Source organism: Pseudomonas sp. V88_4, assembly GCF_029967985.1.
GTDB lineage: Bacteria > Pseudomonadota > Gammaproteobacteria > Pseudomonadales > Pseudomonadaceae > Aquipseudomonas > Aquipseudomonas glycinae.
Map to the genome: position 1 here is coordinate 362,570 of NZ_JASCAF010000040.1, position 16,946 is coordinate 379,515.

A 16,946-nucleotide genomic window follows, 5' to 3' on the forward strand; every position below is an offset into this window, starting at 1 on the left:
CGTGCGTGCCAAATCAGAGCCCGCAGGAAACTTGCTTGGAGGGGGAGAACTTTTGCGAAAAGCCCGAGTCTATGTTTGCAAGTCCGGTCGTTTGGCCATGAAAGACTCCTCCGAGTTTATCGAGGAGTGTTCATGCTAACCCAGGAAGAGGATCAGCAGCTGGTCGAACGCGTTCAGCGTGGCGACAAGCGAGCTTTCGATCTGCTGGTGCTGAAGTATCAGCACAAAATTCTCGGGTTGATCGTGCGTTTTGTGCACGACACCCATGAAGCCCAGGACGTCGCACAAGAAGCCTTCATCAAGGCTTATCGAGCGCTTGGAAACTTCCGCGGCGACAGTGCGTTTTATACGTGGCTGTACCGCATCGCCATTAACACGGCGAAAAACTATCTGGTTTCACGCGGCCGCCGGCCGCCGGATAGTGATGTAAGTTCCGAAGATGCAGAGTTCTACGACGGCGATCACGGCCTGAAGGATCTCGAGTCTCCTGAACGAGCATTGCTGCGGGATGAGATCGAAGGCACCGTCCATCGAACCATTCAGCAACTGCCAGAGGATTTGCGTACGGCATTAACTTTGCGCGAATTTGATGGTCTGAGTTACGAGGACATCGCGAGCGTCATGCAATGTCCGGTTGGTACCGTGCGCTCCCGGATTTTCCGCGCCCGGGAGGCCATCGATAAAGCCCTGCAGCCGTTGCTGCAGGAGAACTAAAGACAGCGGCGACAGCCAAGAGAGGAACGCCATGAGTCGTGAAGCCCTGCAGGAATCGCTGTCCGCAGTGATGGATAACGAAGCGGACGAACTGGAATTGCGTCGAGTGCTTAACGCACTGGACGATGTTGAAACCCGTGAAACCTGGGCTCGTTACCAGATCGCTCGGGCAGCCATGCACAAGGATCTGTTGCTTCCGCGTCTGGATCTCGCTGCGGCTGTTTCTGCTGCGCTGGAAGATGAAGCTGCCCCTGCGAAAGTGTCTCGCGGCCCATGGCGCAGCCTAGGTCGTCTGGCCGTAGCCGCTTCGGTGACCGTTGCCGTTCTGGCGGGTGTTCGTCTGTATAACCAGGATGAAATCGCTGGCGTTGAACTCGCCCAGCAATCCAATCAGCCTGTCCTTGCGACTCCTCAGGTCAAAGGCCCGGCGGTATTGGCAGGTTACAACGAGAGCTCCGAAGCTACTGGCCCGATGGCCAATGGCGTACTGCAAGGTCAGCCAGGCTGGCATGATCAGCGTCTGCCGGGTTACCTGCGCCAACACGCTCAACAGGCTGCCTTGAAAGGCACCGAGAGCGCGCTGCCTTATGCACGTGCAGCAAGTCTGGAAAACCGTTAAGGGGGATCATGCGCGCCATACCTCTACTTTCGCTTCTGCTTAGCGGCTGGTTCATTGTTCCAGCCCACGCCGACGAGGCTCAGGACTGGTTGACCCGCCTGGGCCAGGCTGAGCAGCAGCAAAGCTTTCACGGCACATTCGTTTACGAGCGTAACGGTAGTTTTTCTACCCACAACATCTGGCATCGCGTCCAGAATGGTCAGGTCCGCGAGCGTTTGCTTCAGCTCGACGGTTCGGCTCAGGAAGTCCTGCGCATTGATGGGCATACTCAATGCGTCAGCGGCACCTTGATTGCGGGTCTGGGGGATTCACCCAACTCTGCCGCCCGTCCGCTTGATCCTAAAAAGCTGAAGAACTGGTATGAGCTTGCCGTCATTGGCAAGTCACGTGTGGCCGGGCGTGAAGCAGTGATTGTATCGCTGACGCCACGTGATCAGCACCGTTACGGCTTCGAACTGCATTTGGATAAGGAAACGGGTCTGCCGCTCAAGTCGCTGCTGTTGAACGACAAGGGGCAGTTACTCGAGAGATTTCAGTTTACGCGGCTGGATACCTCTGAAGTTCCCACCGATAGGGACCTGCAAGCCAACTCCGATTGCAAGCCGGTCAATCTCGACAGCGACAAGGCTTCTGCGGTCAAGACCGCGCAGGTCTGGCGCTCTGACTGGTTGCCTCCTGGCTTCGAACTGACCAGCAGTTCCTCGCACAAGGATCCGGAAACCAAGACACAGGTCAACAGTCTGATGTATGACGACGGTCTGGCCCGATTTTCGGTGTTTCTCGAGCCGTTGAACGGTGCAACCGTTACCGATACCCGGACTCAGCTGGGCCCGACCGTTGCTGTATCCCGCCGCCTGACAACGCCTCAAGGCGAAATGATGGTGACGGTAGTCGGCGAGATTCCAATCGGGACCGCCGAACGGATTGCCCTGTCGATGCGCAATGATGGCGCTGCAACCAGCAAGCAGTGAGCTGATTCCAGCTATCTCCACTTCGTCGTCGAGACGTGAAATGTTTGCTGAGCATTTTCATTTGCAAAACACCCGAAAATTTTTTATAGGTCAGAGCCTCTCGGCTCTGGCCTTGTTTGTTGTTCCCGGAACAAAAATGCCGGCCTGTGGTTTCCGGTGTTCCTTGCTCCATATCGCTTAACCCTGCTCGTCGTAACGGGAGCTGTATGTCGATACCAAGCTTGAAGTCTTATCTCTCCATTTTCGCCACGGTGCTGGTGCTCGGTCAGGCTGTTCCTGCAGTCCATGCGGCTGAGGCGGCCAGCCCGGCCAACCTGCCGGATTTCACCCAACTGGTCGAACAGGCGTCGCCTGCGGTGGTGAACATCAGTACCACGCAAAAGCTGCCGGATCGCAAAGTGAACCAGCAAATGCCCGACCTGGAAGGCTTGCCGCCGATGCTGCGTGAGTTTTTCGAGCGTGGCATGCCGCCTCAACAGCGTTCTCCGCGTGGTGATCGCCAGCGTGAAGCGCAGTCGTTGGGTTCGGGCTTCATCATTTCGCCGGATGGCTACATCCTGACCAATAACCATGTGATCGCCGATGCCGACGAAATCCTCGTCCGTCTGGCAGATCGCAGTGAAATGAAAGCCAAGCTGATCGGCACCGACCCACGTTCCGACGTGGCGCTGCTGAAAATCGAAGGCAAGGATCTGCCAGTGCTGAAGCTTGGCAAATCTCAGGATCTGAAAGCCGGTCAGTGGGTGGTGGCAATCGGTTCGCCATTCGGCTTTGACCACACCGTGACCCAGGGCATCGTCAGTGCCGTCGGCCGTAGCTTGCCGAACGAAAACTACGTGCCATTCATCCAGACCGACGTGCCGATCAACCCGGGTAACTCCGGCGGCCCGCTGTTCAATCTGAACGGTGAAGTGGTCGGGATCAACTCGCAGATCTACACCCGTTCCGGTGGCTTCATGGGCGTGTCGTTCGCCATTCCGATCGACGTGGCCATGGACGTTTCCAATCAACTGAAAAGCGGCGGCAAGGTCAGCCGTGGCTGGTTGGGCGTCGTCATCCAGGAAGTGAACAAGGATCTGGCCGAGTCGTTCGGTCTGGACAAACCGGCCGGTGCGCTGGTTGCACAGATTCAGGATGACGGCCCGGCTGCCAAGGGCGGCCTGCAAGTGGGTGACGTGATCCTGAGCATGAACGGTCAACCGATCGTCATGTCTGCTGATCTGCCACATCTGGTGGGTGCGTTGAAGGCTGGTGCCAAAGCCAATCTCGAAGTGATACGTGACGGTAAGCGCAAGAATGTCGAGCTGACCGTAGGTGCCATTCCGGACGAAGACAAGGAGCTGGATGCCCTGCCTAAATCCGGTGCTGAAACCAACAGCAATCGTCTGGGTGTTTCGGTTGCCGAGCTGAGCGCCGAGCAGAAGAAAACCTACGACCTCAAAGGTGGTGTGGTGATCAAGGAAGTGCAGGATGGTCCTGCGGCCCTGATCGGTCTGCAACCGGGCGACATCATCACGCACCTGAACAATCAGGCCATCGGTTCTTCCAAGGAGTTCGCCGAGATCGCCAAGGCGCTACCGAAAAACCGTTCGGTGTCGATGCGCGTTCTGCGTCAGGGCCGTGCCAGCTTCATCACCTTCAAACTGGCTGAATGATCCAGCTGTCCAGGAAGTAAAAAAACCGCCTCGAAAGAGGCGGTTTTTTTGTATCCGGAATTTGTCTCGGCGCGGGCTTAACCCATCATGTCCTTGACCATACGCTCTTGCTCCATCAGCTCGCGCTGGCGTGCATCGATGCGTGAGGACAGCGGGAAGTTGCTGCCCGCCTTGCGTTTGGCGAAGTCCAGTTGCTGGATGGCCTGGCGATAATCGCCGACCAGCGCGAAATACTCGGCACGGGCCTGATGCAAGCCAATGATGTTGCCGGACAGTCCGCGGGTTTCTGCAACCTGGTACCAAACGTCTGGATCGTCCGGACGCGATTTCAACAAGCCTTCGAGTGCCTTCTCCGCATCGGCGGTTCGGTTCTGTTTCAGCAGCAGATCGACGCGCACCTGATTCAGCGGATAGTTGCCAGGATACTGGCTGAGCATCCGGTCAACCCGGGACTGAGCATCGGGCAGCTTGTTGTTAGTGATGTCCAGGTCGATCTGCGCGAGGTTGTAGATGATCTCGTTCGGCGATTTCTCCAGCAGTTGCTTGAGATTCTCCCGTGCTTCGTTCAACTGGCCGCCCTTGATCTGGGCGATCGCCAGACCGTATCGAGCCACGTCGTTTTTCGGGTTCTCATCCAGTTGCGCGCGAAAGCGCTTGGCACCAAGGCCCGGCGTTTCTTCATAGGTCAACTGCACCCGCGCCCGGATCAGTTGGTAGCGCTTGCTGTCCTCGATACCGCCGGGCTTGGCCTGTTCGGCGCGGTTGCGGGTGTCGGCGATGCGGGATTCGGTTACCGGGTGAGTCAACAGGAACTCTGGTGGCTTGGCGTCGTAGCGATACTGGCGCATCAAGCGTTCGAACATGGTTGGCATCGAACGCGGATCGTAACCGGCCTTTTCCAGGTTGAGAATGCCGATACGGTCGGCCTCCTGCTCGTTCTGACGCGAGAAGGTCCGCTGCGACTGAATGGCTGCCGCCTGGGTGCCGGCGATGGTCGCGATCCCGGCATCGCCGGCTCCGGCAGCGGCAATCACGATGCCGGCCAGCAGAGCGGCCATCATCGGCACCTGCATCCGCTGGGAGGCCTCGACGCCTCGGGCGAAGTGGCGCTGAGACAAGTGAGCCAGTTCGTGGGCCAGTACCGAGGCATATTCACCTTCGGTCTGGGCGTTGAGGAACAGGCCACCGTTGACCCCGACAATCCCGCCCGGTGCGGCGAAGGCGTTCAACTGCGGGCTGTTGATCAGGATGAACTCCAGGCGTCGGTCATTGACCTGGCTGGTTTCCACCAGCTTATAGACGCTGGACTCGACGTAGTCTTTGAGCTGTGGATCGTTGAGCTGCGAAACCTGGCTGCGCAGCAACGCCAGCCAGGCGCGACCCAATTGATATTCCTGTTGTGGCGAGACGATGGCAGAGCTGGCGTCACCGAGTGACGGCAGGTCGTCGGCGAAGCCCGGTGAGGCGAGCAGGCAAGCGAGCGTCAGCAGGGTAGGGCGCAGAAATGTCATGCACAAAGCCTTAGTCGACAAAGACCTTACTGTAGCCGGACACCGGGCCTGCGACCAGATATTCTAGGCAGCCTGACCACCTGATTCGGAGTGACGCATGACCGACGCTGTAGCCCATGACTGTGAACTGGACGCCAGTGGCCTGAATTGTCCGTTACCGTTACTCAAGGCCAAGATGGAACTGAACAAGTTGCCCAGCGGTGCAATACTCAAGGTGATTGCCACGGATGCTGGCTCGCAACGCGACTTTCGCACCTTTGCCAAGTTGGCCGGTCATACGCTGCTGCGTGAAGAAGACGAGGCGGGTGTCTACCGTTACTGGCTGAAAAAAGCCTGAAACCGACCGCGTAAATGACCTAAGGAAAATTGATGTTCAAAGTGTTGCGCGACTGGATTCAGCGCTACTTCTCCGATGAAGAAGCCGTGGTGCTGGCGGTGCTGTTGTTTCTCGCCTTCACCGCGGTACTGACGCTTGGCGGAATGCTCGCGCCGGTGCTGGCCGGCATGGTGCTGGCGTATCTGATGCAGGGGTTGGTGCTCACGCTCGAGCGCCTGCGTGTGCCCGGTGGCGCGGCGGTCGGTCTGGTGTTTGCGTTGTTCATGGGCGTGCTGATGGTGTTCATCGTCGTGGTGCTGCCGCTGCTCTGGCACCAGTTGATCACCCTGTTCAACGAGTTGCCGGGCATGCTCGCCAAGTGGCAATCGCTGCTGCTGTTGCTGCCCGAGCGCTATCCGCATCTGGTCTCCGATGAGCAGGTGCTGCAAGCCATCGAAGCGGCGCGAGGCGAGATCGGCAAGTTCGGCCAGTGGGCGTTGACGTTCTCGTTGTCGAGCCTGCCACTGCTGGTAAACATCATGATCTATCTGGTGCTGGTGCCGATCCTGGTGTTCTTCTTCCTCAAGGACCGGGCAATGATCGGCGAGTGGGTACGCGGCTATTTGCCGCGCGAACGGGCGCTGATCACCCGGGTTGCCGAGGAAATGAACCGGCAGATCGCCAACTACATTCGCGGCAAGGTCATCGAGATCGTGATTTGCGGTGGCGTGACCTACATCGCGTTCGTCGCGCTGGGGCTCAATTACGCGGCGCTGCTGGCCCTGTTGGTGGGCGTGTCGGTGGTGGTGCCGTATGTCGGTGCGGTGATGGTGACCGTGCCGGTGCTGCTGATTGCGCTGTTCCAGTGGGGCTGGAGCGATCAGTTCATCTATCTGATGGCGGTTTACGGGATCATCCAGACCCTGGATGGCAACGTGCTGGTGCCGTTGCTGTTCTCCGAAGCGGTCAACCTGCACCCGGTGGCGATCATTTGTGCGGTGCTGTTGTTCGGCGGGTTGTGGGGATTCTGGGGAGTGTTCTTCGCGATTCCGCTGGCGACGCTGTTCAAGGCTGTGCTGGATGCCTGGCCGCGCAAGGAGCCGGCGGTAGCGCCGCTGCTTTGAAAATGGAGCGGCGCCCGCGAGGGCGCCGACAGCATCAGGCCTTGTTCAGCGCCTGAGCAGCAGCCAGCACTGCATCGACATGTCCTGGCACTTTCACACCGCGCCATTCCTGACGCAGTACGCCGTCCCTGTCGATCAGGAACGTGCTGCGATCAACGCCCAGATATTCCTTGCCGTAAAGTTTCTTCAGCTTGATCACGTCGAACAGCTGGCAGACGGCTTCGTCCTTGTCGCTGATCAGCTCAAACGGAAATTCCTGCTTGCACTTGAAGTTCTCGTGGGACTTCAGGCTGTCGCGGGAAACTCCGAAGATTTCCGTGTTGGCAGCCTTGAACGCTGCGTATTGATCGCGAAAGCCCTGGCCTTCGGTGGTGCAGCCCGGGGTGCTGTCCTTCGGATAGAAGTAGATCACCACTTGCTTGCCCTTGAGGGCCGACAGGCTGACGGTCTGCCCGCTGGTGGCAGGTGCTTCGAAATCCGTAACCGGTTGGTCGATGACAACGGCCATGAAAGCTTCCTTACATTGGGTTCTGTGGGCGCCACGGTTCGATCAGTGCATCCAGGTTCATGGCGTCGGCGAAATCCAGGAACTGGTCGCGCAGCCAACTGATCTGGGTGCCGGCGGGCAGGGTCACGGTGAACGTGGCGTTGAGCATGGTGCCGCCGGTCTGCGGTGCCTGATAGGTATCACACGTCAGGTTTTCCAGCTCGACGTTGTGATCCATGAAGAACTGGCACAGCTCGTTGATGATGTCCGGACGGTACGCCGAAGACACGTAAGCCACGTACGGCAGGGCTTGCGGACGGTTTTCCAGGGCGGCGCTGCGCACCACGTTGACGGTGAACGCATGACGCTTGGCCAGCACCGGCAGGCTGCCTTCCAGGCGAGCCAGGGCGTCCCAGCTGCCGGAGACTTCGAGCACCAGCGCGCTGCACTCGCCGTGGCGGGTCAGGCGCGAGGTAACCACCGCGCAGCGGTTTTCATGGCTGGCGCGGCACAGGACGTTGGTCAGCTCCATGGGATTGGCGCCGAGGGCACTGATGACAAGGAATTGTTCGCGAACTGTGGGGGTGGACATGCAGCATTCCTAAAGCGATGAGCGGTCGGTAGGGAGAGGGCGTTGATTGCCGGGGCAATGCCTGTCCGGAAGGCCCGATTCGTGTGGCGCTACGGCTTCATGAACAAGCAAGCGTACGGCAACGACACTGGAACGGGGCCCGGGAGGCCGAAACGGGAGACTGGAACCCGGCGTACAAGCTGATCAGTACCGATCAAAGTCTGAAGGGTAGCGAAAAGCGGCGCCAAGGGGAATGGCGGCACAGTACTTCGCTTGTGCAAGCATCTTGGCGCCAGTACCATTACCGCTCTCTTTTTCCGGCAGGAGCGGTTTCATGATTGCGGGCAGTATGGTGGCACTGGTCACTCCCATGGATGCACAAGGGCGTCTTGACTGGGACAGCCTCAGCAAACTCGTGGACTTCCATCTCAAGAACGGCACCCATGCCATTGTCGCGGTCGGCACCACCGGCGAGTCGGCAACCCTTGATGTAGAAGAACACATCGCCGTCATCAAAGCCGTGGTCAAACAGGTTGCCGGTCGTATTCCGGTGATCGCCGGTACGGGCGCCAACTCGACCCGCGAAGCGGTCGAGCTGACCCGCAACGCTAAAGAAGCCGGCGCCGATGCCTGCCTGCTGGTCGTCCCGTACTACAACAAGCCGACCCAGGAAGGCCTGTACCAGCACTTCAAGCACATCGCCGAAGCGGTCGACATCCCACAGATTCTCTACAACGTTCCCGGCCGCACCTCCTGCGACATGCAGGCCGAGACCGTGATCCGCCTGTCCACCGTGCCGAACATCATCGGCATCAAGGAAGCGACCGGCGACCTGAAACGTGCCAAGGCGATCATCGAAGGCGTGAGCAAGGACTTCATCGTGCTGTCCGGTGATGATCCGACCGCAGTCGAGCTGATCCTGCTGGGCGGCAAGGGCAACATCTCCGTCACCGCCAACGTCGCCCCGCGCGAAATGGCCGACCTGTGCGAGGCCGCGCTCAAGGGCGACGCCGAGACCGCACGGGCGATCAACGAAAAACTGATGCCGCTGCACAAGGACCTGTTCATCGAAGCCAACCCGATTCCGGTGAAGTGGGCTTTGGTCGAAATGGGCCTGATGCACCAAGGCATCCGCCTGCCGCTGACCTGGCTGAGCGCTCCTTGTCATGAAACGCTGCGCTCGGCCCTGCGCCAGTGCAACGTCCTGGTTTAATTGAGGAAGTACAACGCATGAAGCGAATGGCCGGACTTTCCGCACTTGCCTTGATTATCTCCAGCACCAGTGGCTGCGGATGGATCTGGGGCCCGGAAGGTTATTTCCGTGACCGTGGTAGCGATTACCTGGAAGCGCAACAGACTGCACCGATGCAACTGCCACCGGACGTCAGCACCTCCAAGCGCCTGGATCCGCTGCTGCCGATCCCGCGCAACGTGGCCGACGACACCGCCAAGGGTGAATACATCGTTCCGCGTCCTCAACCGCTGTCGACCGTGGCCGATGCCAGCGACTACTCGCTGCAGAAGAGCGGTGATTCCCGTTGGGTCATGGCCCAGCATCCACCGGCCGAAGTCTGGCCAGTGGCGGTGCAGTACTTCCAGGACAACGGTTTCCGTCTGGATGAACAGCGCCCGCAAACCGGCGAATTCACCACCACCTGGCAGCATTCCGACGAACTGTCCGCCGCCATGGCCAAGCGCCTGAGCGCCGCCGGCGTCAGCACCGACAGTGAAACCCGTGTGCGGGTGCGCATTGAGCCGGGCGTGCAGCGCAACACCAGTGAAGTCTATGTGGTCAGCGCCGAGCGTCCTGCCGGCAGCACTGCCAATGTCGATTTCACCAACCGTTCGGTCAACACCGGCCTCGACGCCGCGCTGGTCGACGACATGCTCGCGAGCATGAGCCGTACCTCCGAGAAGGGTGGTTCGGTGTCGATGCTGGCTTCGCGTGATTTCGATACCCCGAGCCGTGTCAGCCTGAGCGAAGACGGCAGCGGCAACCCGGTACTGAACGTCGGTACGGACCTGGATCGTGCCTGGTCGAGCGTCGGTCGTGCACTGGAGCAGGGTGAATGGCGCGTTGAAGACATCAACCGCAGCCTGGGTCTCTACTACATCAACCTGTCCGAAAAGGCCGAGAAGAAAGACGAGAAGCCTGGTTTCTTCAGCAGCCTGTTCGGCAGCGCGCCGACCAAGGAAGAAGTTGAAGCCCGTGCCGAGCGTTATCAGGTTCGCCTGAGCAAGGTCGGCGAAAACGTTCAGGTGACCGTCGAGAAAAACATCAACACCGTTGCGCCGGCCGATGTCGCCCGCAAAGTGTTGAGCGTGATTCAGGACAACCTGGGCTGATCCAATGCGTTTTGCCGTTCTCGGCAGCGGTAGCCAAGGGAACGGCACGCTGATCGCCAGTGCTGATACGTATGTGCTGGTGGATTGTGGTTTTTCCCTGCGGGAAACCGAAAAACGCCTGTTGCGCCTGGGTGTGAGCCCGGCGCAACTGAGCGCGATACTCGTAACCCACGAACATGCCGACCACGTGCATGGCGTGGGTTTGCTGTCTCGGCGCTACAATCTGCCTGTCTACCTCAGTCGCGGCACACTGCGCGGGATGCGCAAACCGATTGAACCTGCCGGTTTCGTGACCGGTGGCGAGCAACTGCAGATCGGTGCTCTGAACATCGGGGTCATTGCCGTGGCCCATGATGCACAGGAACCGACCCAGTACGTATTCAGTGATCAAGAGCAGCGGCGCTTCGGCCTGCTGACCGACCTGGGTTCCTACTGCGAGCGGGTGCTGGACGGCTATCGGGACCTCGATGCGTTGATGATCGAGTCCAACCATTGTCGCGACATGCTGGCCCGTGGTCATTACCCGTACTTTCTCAAGCAGCGGGTGGGCGGCGAGCTGGGACATTTGAACAACCATCAGGCGGCATTCCTGGTGGCCGAGTTGGGCTGGCAAGGCCTGCAACACCTGGTCCTGGCCCATCTGAGCAGCAAGAACAACCTGCCGCAGCTGGCCCGGCAATGTTTTGTCGACACCCTCGGGTGCGACCCGGACTGGCTGCAACTGGCCGATCAAGATTCAGGGCTCGACTGGCGCCACATCGCCTAGCCCATCTACTTAGCAAGCGGAGCCCATCATGGAAAAACGTGAAGAACTCTACCGCGGCAAAGCCAAATCGGTTTACAAGACCGACGACGCTGACCGCTTGATCCTGCTGTTTCGCAACGACACTTCGGCGTTCGACGGCAAGCGCATCGAGCAGCTCGACCGCAAAGGCATGGTGAACAACAAGTTCAACGCCTTCATCATGCAGAAACTCGAAGCGGCCGGTATTCCGACCCAGTTCGACAAGCTGCTGGGCGACAACGAATGCCTGGTGAAGAAGCTGGACATGATCCCGGTCGAGTGCGTCGTGCGTAACTACGCCGCCGGCAGCCTGGTCAAGCGTCTGGGCGTCGAGGAGGGCATGAAGCTCAACCCGTACACCTTCGAACTGTTCCTGAAGGACGACGCCAAGGGCGACCCGTTCATCAACGAATCCCACGTCGTGGCCTTCGGCTGGGGCACCGCCGAGCAACTGGCGCGCATGAAAGAACTGTCGCTCAAGGTCAACGAAGTCCTGAGCAAACTGTTCGACGATGCCGGCCTGCTGCTGGTGGACTTCAAGCTTGAATTCGGTGTGTTCAGCGACGGCTCCATCGTCCTGGGCGACGAGTTCAGCCCGGACGGCTGCCGTCTGTGGGACAAGGACACCAAGAAGAAGATGGACAAGGACCGCTTCCGCCAAGGCCTCGGTGACGTCATCGAAGCCTACGAAGAAGTCGCCAACCGTCTGGGCGTACCGCTTTAATCGACGCAAGCATCTGATAGCACGGAAAAAATTTCGTCTGGGGGTTTCCCATTCAACGAAAGTGTTGTTATGATGCGCGCCGTTGGAGAGATGCCAGAGTGGCCGAATGGGACGGATTCGAAATCCGTTGTACCTTCACCGGTACCTAGGGTTCGAATCCCTATCTCTCCGCCATACATAGAAAAAGCCCCGTAGCTGAGAAGCTACGGGGCTTTTTCGTTTCCGATCCAGACCAATTCAATACCCCAACTACTTCTGCCCCAAGTCCACCACCTCCCAACTATCATCCGGATCGAACCGCTTCATCGCCTTCGCCACTTTCTCCCCATCCGGCCCGAGGTCCTTCTGAAACACCTGGCCCTCATGGCTGATCATGAAGCTCATCACCCCGGTGTCGGCATACTTCGCCGGCCACGCGATCAAGGCGAATCCGCGACTCATCTTGTCTCCAATCAGATAGCTGTAGGTGCCGCCCGGTGCTGACGGGCCTTGGGCGTCGAGGATGCGGAAGTGGTAGCCGTGCCAGTCTTCGTCGTTGATGGCCTGGCCGAAGGCGGGGCCGAGGGGACTGATCTGGCCGCTGTCGTCTTCTGGCCAATAGAGGCCGTCGTGTTTGCCGGGGGAGCTGAAGATTTTCTGTGCGTATTCGAGGGCGCCGTCGCCGTCGCGGTCTTCCGAGGCGTAGTCCATTTGTGCATCGTGGTAGGCCAGCGCCGATTGCACCGCCGCCAGTTCGTTACGGCCGATGCGGCGGGCGCGGATTTCGATCTGCGCGGCGTTCATGTCGAAGCGCCAGCCGGTTTTGTCTTTGATGAGGGGTATGGGCAGTGTCCAGTGATCGGGCCCGACGGAGAGCACGGCCTTGCTGTCGCCGGTCTTTTCCAGCGTGTGCTGTTTGCGGTATTGCTGCAGGAAGGCATCGACATCGCTGCGCTGCAAGCCTTCACGGGGAATGAAGCTGTGCCATTCCTTGCCCAGCAATTCAGTCAGGCGTTTTTGATCGGCGTGTTCTGTACCGAGGGCTTCGACGAAGGCGTCAGCGGCTTTTTCCGGAGTTGGAAATACTTGCTGGGCCGAGGCGAAGGTCGACAATGCGAGGCCGGCCGCGAGGATCAGGCAGCTCCTGAACAGAGAATGAGTGTTCATCGACGGCCACCCCCTCTCTGACGCATGCCCCCGCCGGAGGGCCGGCTGATCTGATGTCCGGCGGCGCGTGAGGGGTTGGGACGTTGCGCGGAAATCTGGCTGGCCCGCCCACGATCAGCCTGGACGCGGGTCTGTGACGGGGAGCGCGCGCCGGCGAAGGCGTTGTTCCGCGCGCTGCCTGCTGCGGGTCGGGCTTGAGATGTACGGGTATCGCGTTGATTCGCGCCCGGTTGCCGCGCTTCCCGCGTGTTGCCTTGAGCACGGTCGGCGGCTCTGGGTCTGTCCGCACCACCTTGCATGCGATTGCCAACGTTGGCAGATTGCGCTTCGCGGACTTGATTGCGGGCTTCCCGATTGCTGGTGGCGGGACGTTCGATACCGGCCCTGTCCATCGAACTGCGGGCCCTTTCCCGAGCCTGGGCCCGCTGCGCGTTGTCCCCGCGATAGGCGTCACGCTGAGCGGCGCCGTCCAGCTGCCGGCCATACTGCGCGCGGCTGCGGTTGTCACGATAAGGCACACCATCTCGATGCACGGTGTTGTGCTGCCACTTGTTCTGGTTGTTGGTGATCCGGTTGTTGCCGTTGATGTTGTTGTAGCGGTTTACATCGATGTCGATATCGTTATTGCCCCAATCGCAGTCGCCCCACAATGACGCGACAACCGCCACGCCCGTACCGAAGGCCAGTCCGGCCACCAGTGCCTGGCCGGGATAATAGGCGGGCGGCGGCGGGTAATACACCGGCGGCGAGGCCGGATAAGGCCAGGTGCCGTAAGTGGTCGTCGGGTTATAGGTCGGGACGTAGACCACCTGCGGATCGGCGGGCTGAATGATGATGGTTGTGTTGTCGGCAGGCTTGGTTGTCCCGGCAGAGATGGGCGGCGTTACGTTCTGCACTGTCACATTCTGATATTGATTGCTCTGCAGATTGCCCGCCGCCTGGGCCTGACGCCGCAAACGCTGAACGCCGGCCATGAGTTCGTCAGACTGGGCCAGAAAGGCATCCCCCAGACGTTGTACCCAGACCGGGTCCTGCCCCAGAGTCGCCAAGACCTGCGGGAACGCCACCAATGCCTGCACGCTCGGATCCCACGTCTGGCTGGCCACTTGCTTGACCGCGTCATCGCCCTTGGCGTCCGGATGAGCCTTGGACCAGGCCGCGGCTTCGGCGACTTCTCCCGGATAAGTGGCGGCCATCAGTACTTGAGCGAGCAGTGGGTCGGGATACAGGGCAATCGACGCGAGCATCTGGTCGAGCTGCTCTGCGGTAAACACGGCATCTTTGGCCGGAGCGGTGGCCGCCGCCGGGGCCGCAGGCGCATCGGCGGCCTGCAACAAGAGCGGTGCAGCGCTCAAGGCGAGCAGGAGCGACGCGGCACGCAAGAGCGAACTGTGCATGACCTTTTCCCCACATCCAGATGGCAGGTTTGCAACACGCCAGGCATCAACGGCCGACATCGGACGCTGCGCCGTGATGGAGAATGGTTGGCGATTGGCATTCCGTCAAAAGTTGTACAGGCTTTTTCGAAATAAGCACGTTGCCTGTGAGTTACCGCACGTTTGCTTGCGTTTTGCGATAAATGACTAAACTTTCCGGTTCCAGGCCATGCAATGCCAAAGAGCCTGGCTGTCGCTCCAACCCGAGAGGTCTGGCCATGGCAAAGGGAAAAAAGAAAGACTCGCCCCGAGAAAAACCTGACGAACATACAAAACTGTCAAGCAAGGACTACCTTGCCGAGCTGCGCCGCCTGCATATCGAACTGGTGAAAATGCAGGAATGGGTCAAGGCCGAGGGCATCAAGATCTGCATTATCTTCGAAGGCCGTGACGGTGCGGGCAAGGGCGGCACCATCAAGGCACTCACCGAGCGGGTCAGCCCGCGAGTCTTTCGCGTCATCGCGTTGCCGGCCCCGACTGATCGCGAGAAGAGCCAGATGTACCTGCAGCGCTATCTGCCGCATTTGCCGGCCGCCGGCGAAGTGGTGATCTTCGATCGCAGTTGGTACAACCGCGCCGGTGTCGAGCGGGTGATGGGCTTTTGCACGGACAAACAGGTCGACAAGTTTCTCAAGAGCGTGCCGCTGGTGGAGCGCGCAGTTGTCGGTTCGGGGGTGATCCTGCTCAAGTACTGGCTCAATGTCAGCCAGGAAGAACAGACACGGCGCCTGGAGGCGCGGATTGTCGACGGGCGCAAGATCTGGAAACTGTCGCCGATGGACCTCAAGTCCTACAGCCGCTGGTATGACTACTCCCGGGCGCGGGACGAGATGATCGAAGCCACCGACACCGATTACGCACCATGGCTGGTGGCCAACTCGAACGACAAGCGTCGGGCGCGGCTCAATATCATCTCCGACCTGCTCAGTCGCATCCCCTACAAAGAGGTGCCGCGAGAGAAAGTGAGATTGCCCAAGCGGCAGAAACCAAGTGGTTATAAAGAGTCGGATTATCCGTTCCGACACATTCCCGAAAGGTTCTAAGGCCAGATCAGAAGTCGCCGGAACTGCCCGCACAGGCAGCCCGGCGTTTTGATCGAATCCTCAGATCTCCTTGACCGGCGTATCCCCCTGCACACCCTTGATCAATTCGATCACGTGCAGACAATCCGCCTTGTTCACATACGATTCGCCACTGGCGACCGTCTCGTGATTCCCCGCCCTCAATCTCCAGCGCCATTGGCCCTTGCCGGTGCTCGGGGTGCCTTTGGATTGCCTGTAAATCTCGAAATACATTCAGTTCGCTCCATGCGATTTATGTGCGACAGCCTGTGTGACGCCTCGACGCAAGCCTAGCGGAGCGCGGTTTTTTGGCTATCGGGGATTTGTTTCCAATCGTTCGTGAATGTTTCTGAAAAGCACGGACCAGAGCGTAGGGATCGTCCTCCGGATTGGCCGGAACGCCGTTGTTTCACCCTTGCATGACATTCGGGGCTGCTGCTTAATACTGGGCGGCTCATGGCGTCGAACAGCGTTCGGCGACCGACAATCACTATAAGAAAGAGCAGTCCATTGACCCATCCGCACGGAACGCAACACGTGGGCCCGGTGAAGTTGTCACTGGTGATCCCCGTATTCAATGAAGAGGACAGCCTCGACGGCTTTCTCCTGCGCATTCGTCAGGTTTTCGAGCAAGAGACGCGGGTCGAACTGGAACTGGTGTTCGTCAATGACGGCAGTTCCGATGCAACGCTGGAACGTTTGCTGCATTGCCAGCAGAGCGATTCGCGCATCCGCATCGTCGATCTGAGCCGCAATTTCGGCAAGGAGGCGGCGCTTTCCGCGGGGTTGCAGACGGCCACCGGGCAAATCGTGGTGCCGATCGATGTCGATCTGCAGGATCCGCCCGAGGTCATCCTGCAAATGATCGAGCGCTGGCGCGAAGGTTTTGAAGTGGTGCTCGGCCATCGCCTTAGCCGGCGCAACGACACTTGGGCCAAGCAGACTTCCGCCAGTTGGTTCTATCGCCTGCACAACAAAATTGCCGAACAGGCATTGCCGGAAAATGTCGGCGATTTCCGCCTGATGGATCGCTGCGTGGTTGACGCGCTGCTGACGCTGCCCGAATCCCGACGCTTCATGAAAGGCTTGTTCGCCTGGGTCGGTTTCCGCACCACCCAAGTCGAGTACGAACGCCCGGAGCGGGCGGCGGGGCAGAGCAAGTTCAATGGCTGGCAGCTGTGGAATTTCGCCCTGGAGGGCATCACCAGTTTCAGCACCGAACCGTTGCGGATCTGGACGTATCTGGGGGCGCTGGTCTCTCTGGTGTCGTTCGCCTTTGCGATGTTCATTGTGCTGCGCACGCTGATTCATGGCGTTGACTTGCCCGGTTACGCCTCGCTGATGGTTGCCGTGACTTTTCTCGGCGGTTTGCAGTTGATTGGCATCGGCGTGCTCGGCGAGTACCTGGGCCGCACTTATATCGAAGCAAAGCGCCGGCCGGTTTTCCTGGTGCGCCGCATCTACGAATCCAAGGACTGACA

General features: G+C 59.5%; 18 protein-coding genes and 1 tRNA gene. 13 read left to right on the plus strand and 6 right to left on the minus strand.

Features of this window, described 5'->3' with window-relative positions; translation table 11 throughout:
- Positions 1 to 132: 132 nt before the first annotated feature.
- The 4 genes from rpoE to QLG12_RS17010 all read left to right on the plus strand — a co-directional run bounded on the left by rpoE (position 133) and on the right by QLG12_RS17010 (position 3,959).
- Entirely contained in the window at positions 133 to 714 is a 582-nt protein-coding gene (rpoE, locus tag QLG12_RS16995; protein WP_003172477.1) for an RNA polymerase sigma factor RpoE, read from the plus strand.
- A 31-nt stretch (positions 715 to 745) separates the two neighbouring features.
- Positions 746 to 1,333: an anti sigma-E factor RseA C-terminal domain-containing protein gene (locus tag QLG12_RS17000; RefSeq protein WP_197868584.1), complete on the plus strand. Its 588-nt coding sequence runs from the start codon at positions 746 to 748 to the stop codon at positions 1,331 to 1,333.
- Between the two features lie 8 nt (positions 1,334 to 1,341).
- Positions 1,342 to 2,304 (plus strand): MucB/RseB C-terminal domain-containing protein, encoded by a 963-nt coding sequence (locus QLG12_RS17005; RefSeq protein WP_197868583.1) that lies wholly within the window; start codon positions 1,342 to 1,344, stop codon positions 2,302 to 2,304.
- Between the two features lie 206 nt (positions 2,305 to 2,510).
- On the plus strand, positions 2,511 to 3,959 hold the full coding sequence (locus QLG12_RS17010; protein WP_011332905.1) for a DegQ family serine endoprotease: 1,449 nt from the start codon (positions 2,511 to 2,513) through the stop codon (positions 3,957 to 3,959).
- 77 nt (positions 3,960 to 4,036) lie between these two features.
- On the opposite strand, the gene QLG12_RS17015 is transcribed toward QLG12_RS17010, so the two are convergent.
- Positions 4,037 to 5,470 carry a M48 family metalloprotease gene (locus tag QLG12_RS17015; RefSeq protein ID WP_197868582.1) on the minus strand — a complete coding sequence of 478 codons (1,434 nt, stop codon included), beginning with the start codon at positions 5,468 to 5,470 and terminating at the stop codon, positions 4,037 to 4,039.
- A 97-nt stretch (positions 5,471 to 5,567) separates the two neighbouring features.
- Here QLG12_RS17015 and QLG12_RS17020 point away from each other — a divergent pair, with 97 nt between their 5' ends.
- Both QLG12_RS17020 and QLG12_RS17025 read left to right on the plus strand, forming a co-directional pair.
- Positions 5,568 to 5,807: a sulfurtransferase TusA family protein gene (locus QLG12_RS17020; RefSeq protein ID WP_011332907.1), complete on the plus strand. Its 240-nt coding sequence runs from the start codon at positions 5,568 to 5,570 to the stop codon at positions 5,805 to 5,807.
- A 32-nt stretch (positions 5,808 to 5,839) separates the two neighbouring features.
- Entirely contained in the window at positions 5,840 to 6,910 is a 1,071-nt protein-coding gene (locus tag QLG12_RS17025; protein ID WP_282474948.1) for an AI-2E family transporter, read from the plus strand.
- 34 nt (positions 6,911 to 6,944) lie between these two features.
- On the opposite strand, the gene QLG12_RS17030 is transcribed toward QLG12_RS17025, so the two are convergent.
- Positions 6,945 to 7,418, minus strand: coding sequence for a peroxiredoxin (locus tag QLG12_RS17030; RefSeq protein WP_197868581.1), 474 nt, complete (start codon positions 7,416 to 7,418; stop codon positions 6,945 to 6,947).
- A 10-nt stretch (positions 7,419 to 7,428) separates the two neighbouring features.
- Entirely contained in the window at positions 7,429 to 7,989 is a 561-nt protein-coding gene (locus tag QLG12_RS17035; protein WP_007958014.1) for a glycine cleavage system protein R, read from the minus strand.
- A 313-nt stretch (positions 7,990 to 8,302) separates the two neighbouring features.
- Between QLG12_RS17035 and dapA the strand changes: the two genes are divergently transcribed.
- The 5 genes from dapA to QLG12_RS17060 all read left to right on the plus strand — a co-directional run bounded on the left by dapA (position 8,303) and on the right by QLG12_RS17060 (position 11,996).
- Complete coding sequence (dapA, locus tag QLG12_RS17040; protein ID WP_197868580.1) at positions 8,303 to 9,181, plus strand: 4-hydroxy-tetrahydrodipicolinate synthase; 879 nt, start codon at positions 8,303 to 8,305, stop codon at positions 9,179 to 9,181.
- Between the two features lie 17 nt (positions 9,182 to 9,198).
- Entirely contained in the window at positions 9,199 to 10,314 is a 1,116-nt protein-coding gene (bamC, locus tag QLG12_RS17045; protein WP_011332910.1) for an outer membrane protein assembly factor BamC, read from the plus strand.
- Between the two features lie 4 nt (positions 10,315 to 10,318).
- The gene (locus QLG12_RS17050) at positions 10,319 to 11,080 is read left to right on the plus strand and encodes an MBL fold metallo-hydrolase (RefSeq protein ID WP_282474949.1); all 762 of its coding nucleotides are present in this window, start codon (positions 10,319 to 10,321) and stop codon (positions 11,078 to 11,080) included.
- A 28-nt stretch (positions 11,081 to 11,108) separates the two neighbouring features.
- The gene (gene purC / locus QLG12_RS17055) at positions 11,109 to 11,822 is read left to right on the plus strand and encodes a phosphoribosylaminoimidazolesuccinocarboxamide synthase (protein ID WP_007963288.1); all 714 of its coding nucleotides are present in this window, start codon (positions 11,109 to 11,111) and stop codon (positions 11,820 to 11,822) included.
- A gap of 84 nt (positions 11,823 to 11,906) precedes the next feature.
- Positions 11,907 to 11,996, plus strand: a tRNA-Ser gene (locus QLG12_RS17060).
- Between the two features lie 75 nt (positions 11,997 to 12,071).
- On the opposite strand, the gene QLG12_RS17065 is transcribed toward QLG12_RS17060, so the two are convergent.
- Together QLG12_RS17065 and QLG12_RS17070 are read right to left on the minus strand one after the other, a co-directional pair.
- Positions 12,072 to 12,968 carry a DUF2950 domain-containing protein gene (locus QLG12_RS17065; protein ID WP_282474950.1) on the minus strand — a complete coding sequence of 299 codons (897 nt, stop codon included), beginning with the start codon at positions 12,966 to 12,968 and terminating at the stop codon, positions 12,072 to 12,074.
- Positions 12,965 to 14,365, minus strand: a complete 1,401-nt coding sequence (locus QLG12_RS17070) for a DUF3300 domain-containing protein (protein WP_282474951.1) — start codon at positions 14,363 to 14,365, stop codon at positions 12,965 to 12,967. Before QLG12_RS17070 ends, QLG12_RS17065 begins: the two co-directional genes overlap by 4 nt.
- A gap of 257 nt (positions 14,366 to 14,622) precedes the next feature.
- Here QLG12_RS17070 and ppk2 point away from each other — a divergent pair, with 257 nt between their 5' ends.
- A complete protein-coding gene (gene ppk2 / locus QLG12_RS17075) occupies positions 14,623 to 15,447 on the plus strand; it encodes a polyphosphate kinase 2 (protein WP_282474952.1) in 825 nt (274 codons plus the stop codon).
- Positions 15,448 to 15,507: 60 nt separating this feature from the next.
- Here ppk2 and QLG12_RS17080 read toward each other — a convergent pair whose 3' ends face one another.
- Positions 15,508 to 15,699 carry a DUF1508 domain-containing protein gene (locus QLG12_RS17080; protein ID WP_064383113.1) on the minus strand — a complete coding sequence of 64 codons (192 nt, stop codon included), beginning with the start codon at positions 15,697 to 15,699 and terminating at the stop codon, positions 15,508 to 15,510.
- 276 nt (positions 15,700 to 15,975) lie between these two features.
- On the opposite strand from QLG12_RS17080, the gene QLG12_RS17085 reads away from it, so the two are divergent.
- A complete protein-coding gene (locus QLG12_RS17085) occupies positions 15,976 to 16,944 on the plus strand; it encodes a glycosyltransferase family 2 protein (protein WP_197871641.1) in 969 nt (322 codons plus the stop codon).
- Positions 16,945 to 16,946: the final 2 nt, after the last annotated feature.

What these genes read in the sequence shown, in the direction of transcription:
- QLG12_RS17010 (WP_011332905.1), top strand. Translation starts at nt 2,511, where the DNA reads ATGTCGATACCAAGCTTGAAGTCTTATCTCTCCATTTTCGCCACGGTG.
- purC (WP_007963288.1), top strand. Translation starts at nt 11,109, where the DNA reads ATGGAAAAACGTGAAGAACTCTACCGCGGCAAAGCCAAATCGGTTTAC.
- QLG12_RS17030 (WP_197868581.1), bottom strand. Translation starts at nt 7,418, where the DNA reads ATGGCCGTTGTCATCGACCAACCGGTTACGGATTTCGAAGCACCTGCC.
- dapA (WP_197868580.1), top strand. Translation starts at nt 8,303, where the DNA reads ATGATTGCGGGCAGTATGGTGGCACTGGTCACTCCCATGGATGCACAA.
- QLG12_RS17005 (WP_197868583.1), top strand. Translation starts at nt 1,342, where the DNA reads ATGCGCGCCATACCTCTACTTTCGCTTCTGCTTAGCGGCTGGTTCATT.
- QLG12_RS17050 (WP_282474949.1), top strand. Translation starts at nt 10,319, where the DNA reads ATGCGTTTTGCCGTTCTCGGCAGCGGTAGCCAAGGGAACGGCACGCTG.
- QLG12_RS17035 (WP_007958014.1), bottom strand. Translation starts at nt 7,989, where the DNA reads ATGTCCACCCCCACAGTTCGCGAACAATTCCTTGTCATCAGTGCCCTC.
- QLG12_RS17020 (WP_011332907.1), top strand. Translation starts at nt 5,568, where the DNA reads ATGACCGACGCTGTAGCCCATGACTGTGAACTGGACGCCAGTGGCCTG.
- QLG12_RS17080 (WP_064383113.1), bottom strand. Translation starts at nt 15,699, where the DNA reads ATGTATTTCGAGATTTACAGGCAATCCAAAGGCACCCCGAGCACCGGC.
- QLG12_RS17025 (WP_282474948.1), top strand. Translation starts at nt 5,840, where the DNA reads ATGTTCAAAGTGTTGCGCGACTGGATTCAGCGCTACTTCTCCGATGAA.
- ppk2 (WP_282474952.1), top strand. Translation starts at nt 14,623, where the DNA reads ATGGCAAAGGGAAAAAAGAAAGACTCGCCCCGAGAAAAACCTGACGAA.
- bamC (WP_011332910.1), top strand. Translation starts at nt 9,199, where the DNA reads ATGAAGCGAATGGCCGGACTTTCCGCACTTGCCTTGATTATCTCCAGC.
- QLG12_RS17070 (WP_282474951.1), bottom strand. Translation starts at nt 14,365, where the DNA reads ATGCACAGTTCGCTCTTGCGTGCCGCGTCGCTCCTGCTCGCCTTGAGC.
- QLG12_RS17015 (WP_197868582.1), bottom strand. Translation starts at nt 5,470, where the DNA reads ATGACATTTCTGCGCCCTACCCTGCTGACGCTCGCTTGCCTGCTCGCC.
- QLG12_RS17000 (WP_197868584.1), top strand. Translation starts at nt 746, where the DNA reads ATGAGTCGTGAAGCCCTGCAGGAATCGCTGTCCGCAGTGATGGATAAC.
- QLG12_RS17065 (WP_282474950.1), bottom strand. Translation starts at nt 12,968, where the DNA reads ATGAACACTCATTCTCTGTTCAGGAGCTGCCTGATCCTCGCGGCCGGC.
- rpoE (WP_003172477.1), top strand. Translation starts at nt 133, where the DNA reads ATGCTAACCCAGGAAGAGGATCAGCAGCTGGTCGAACGCGTTCAGCGT.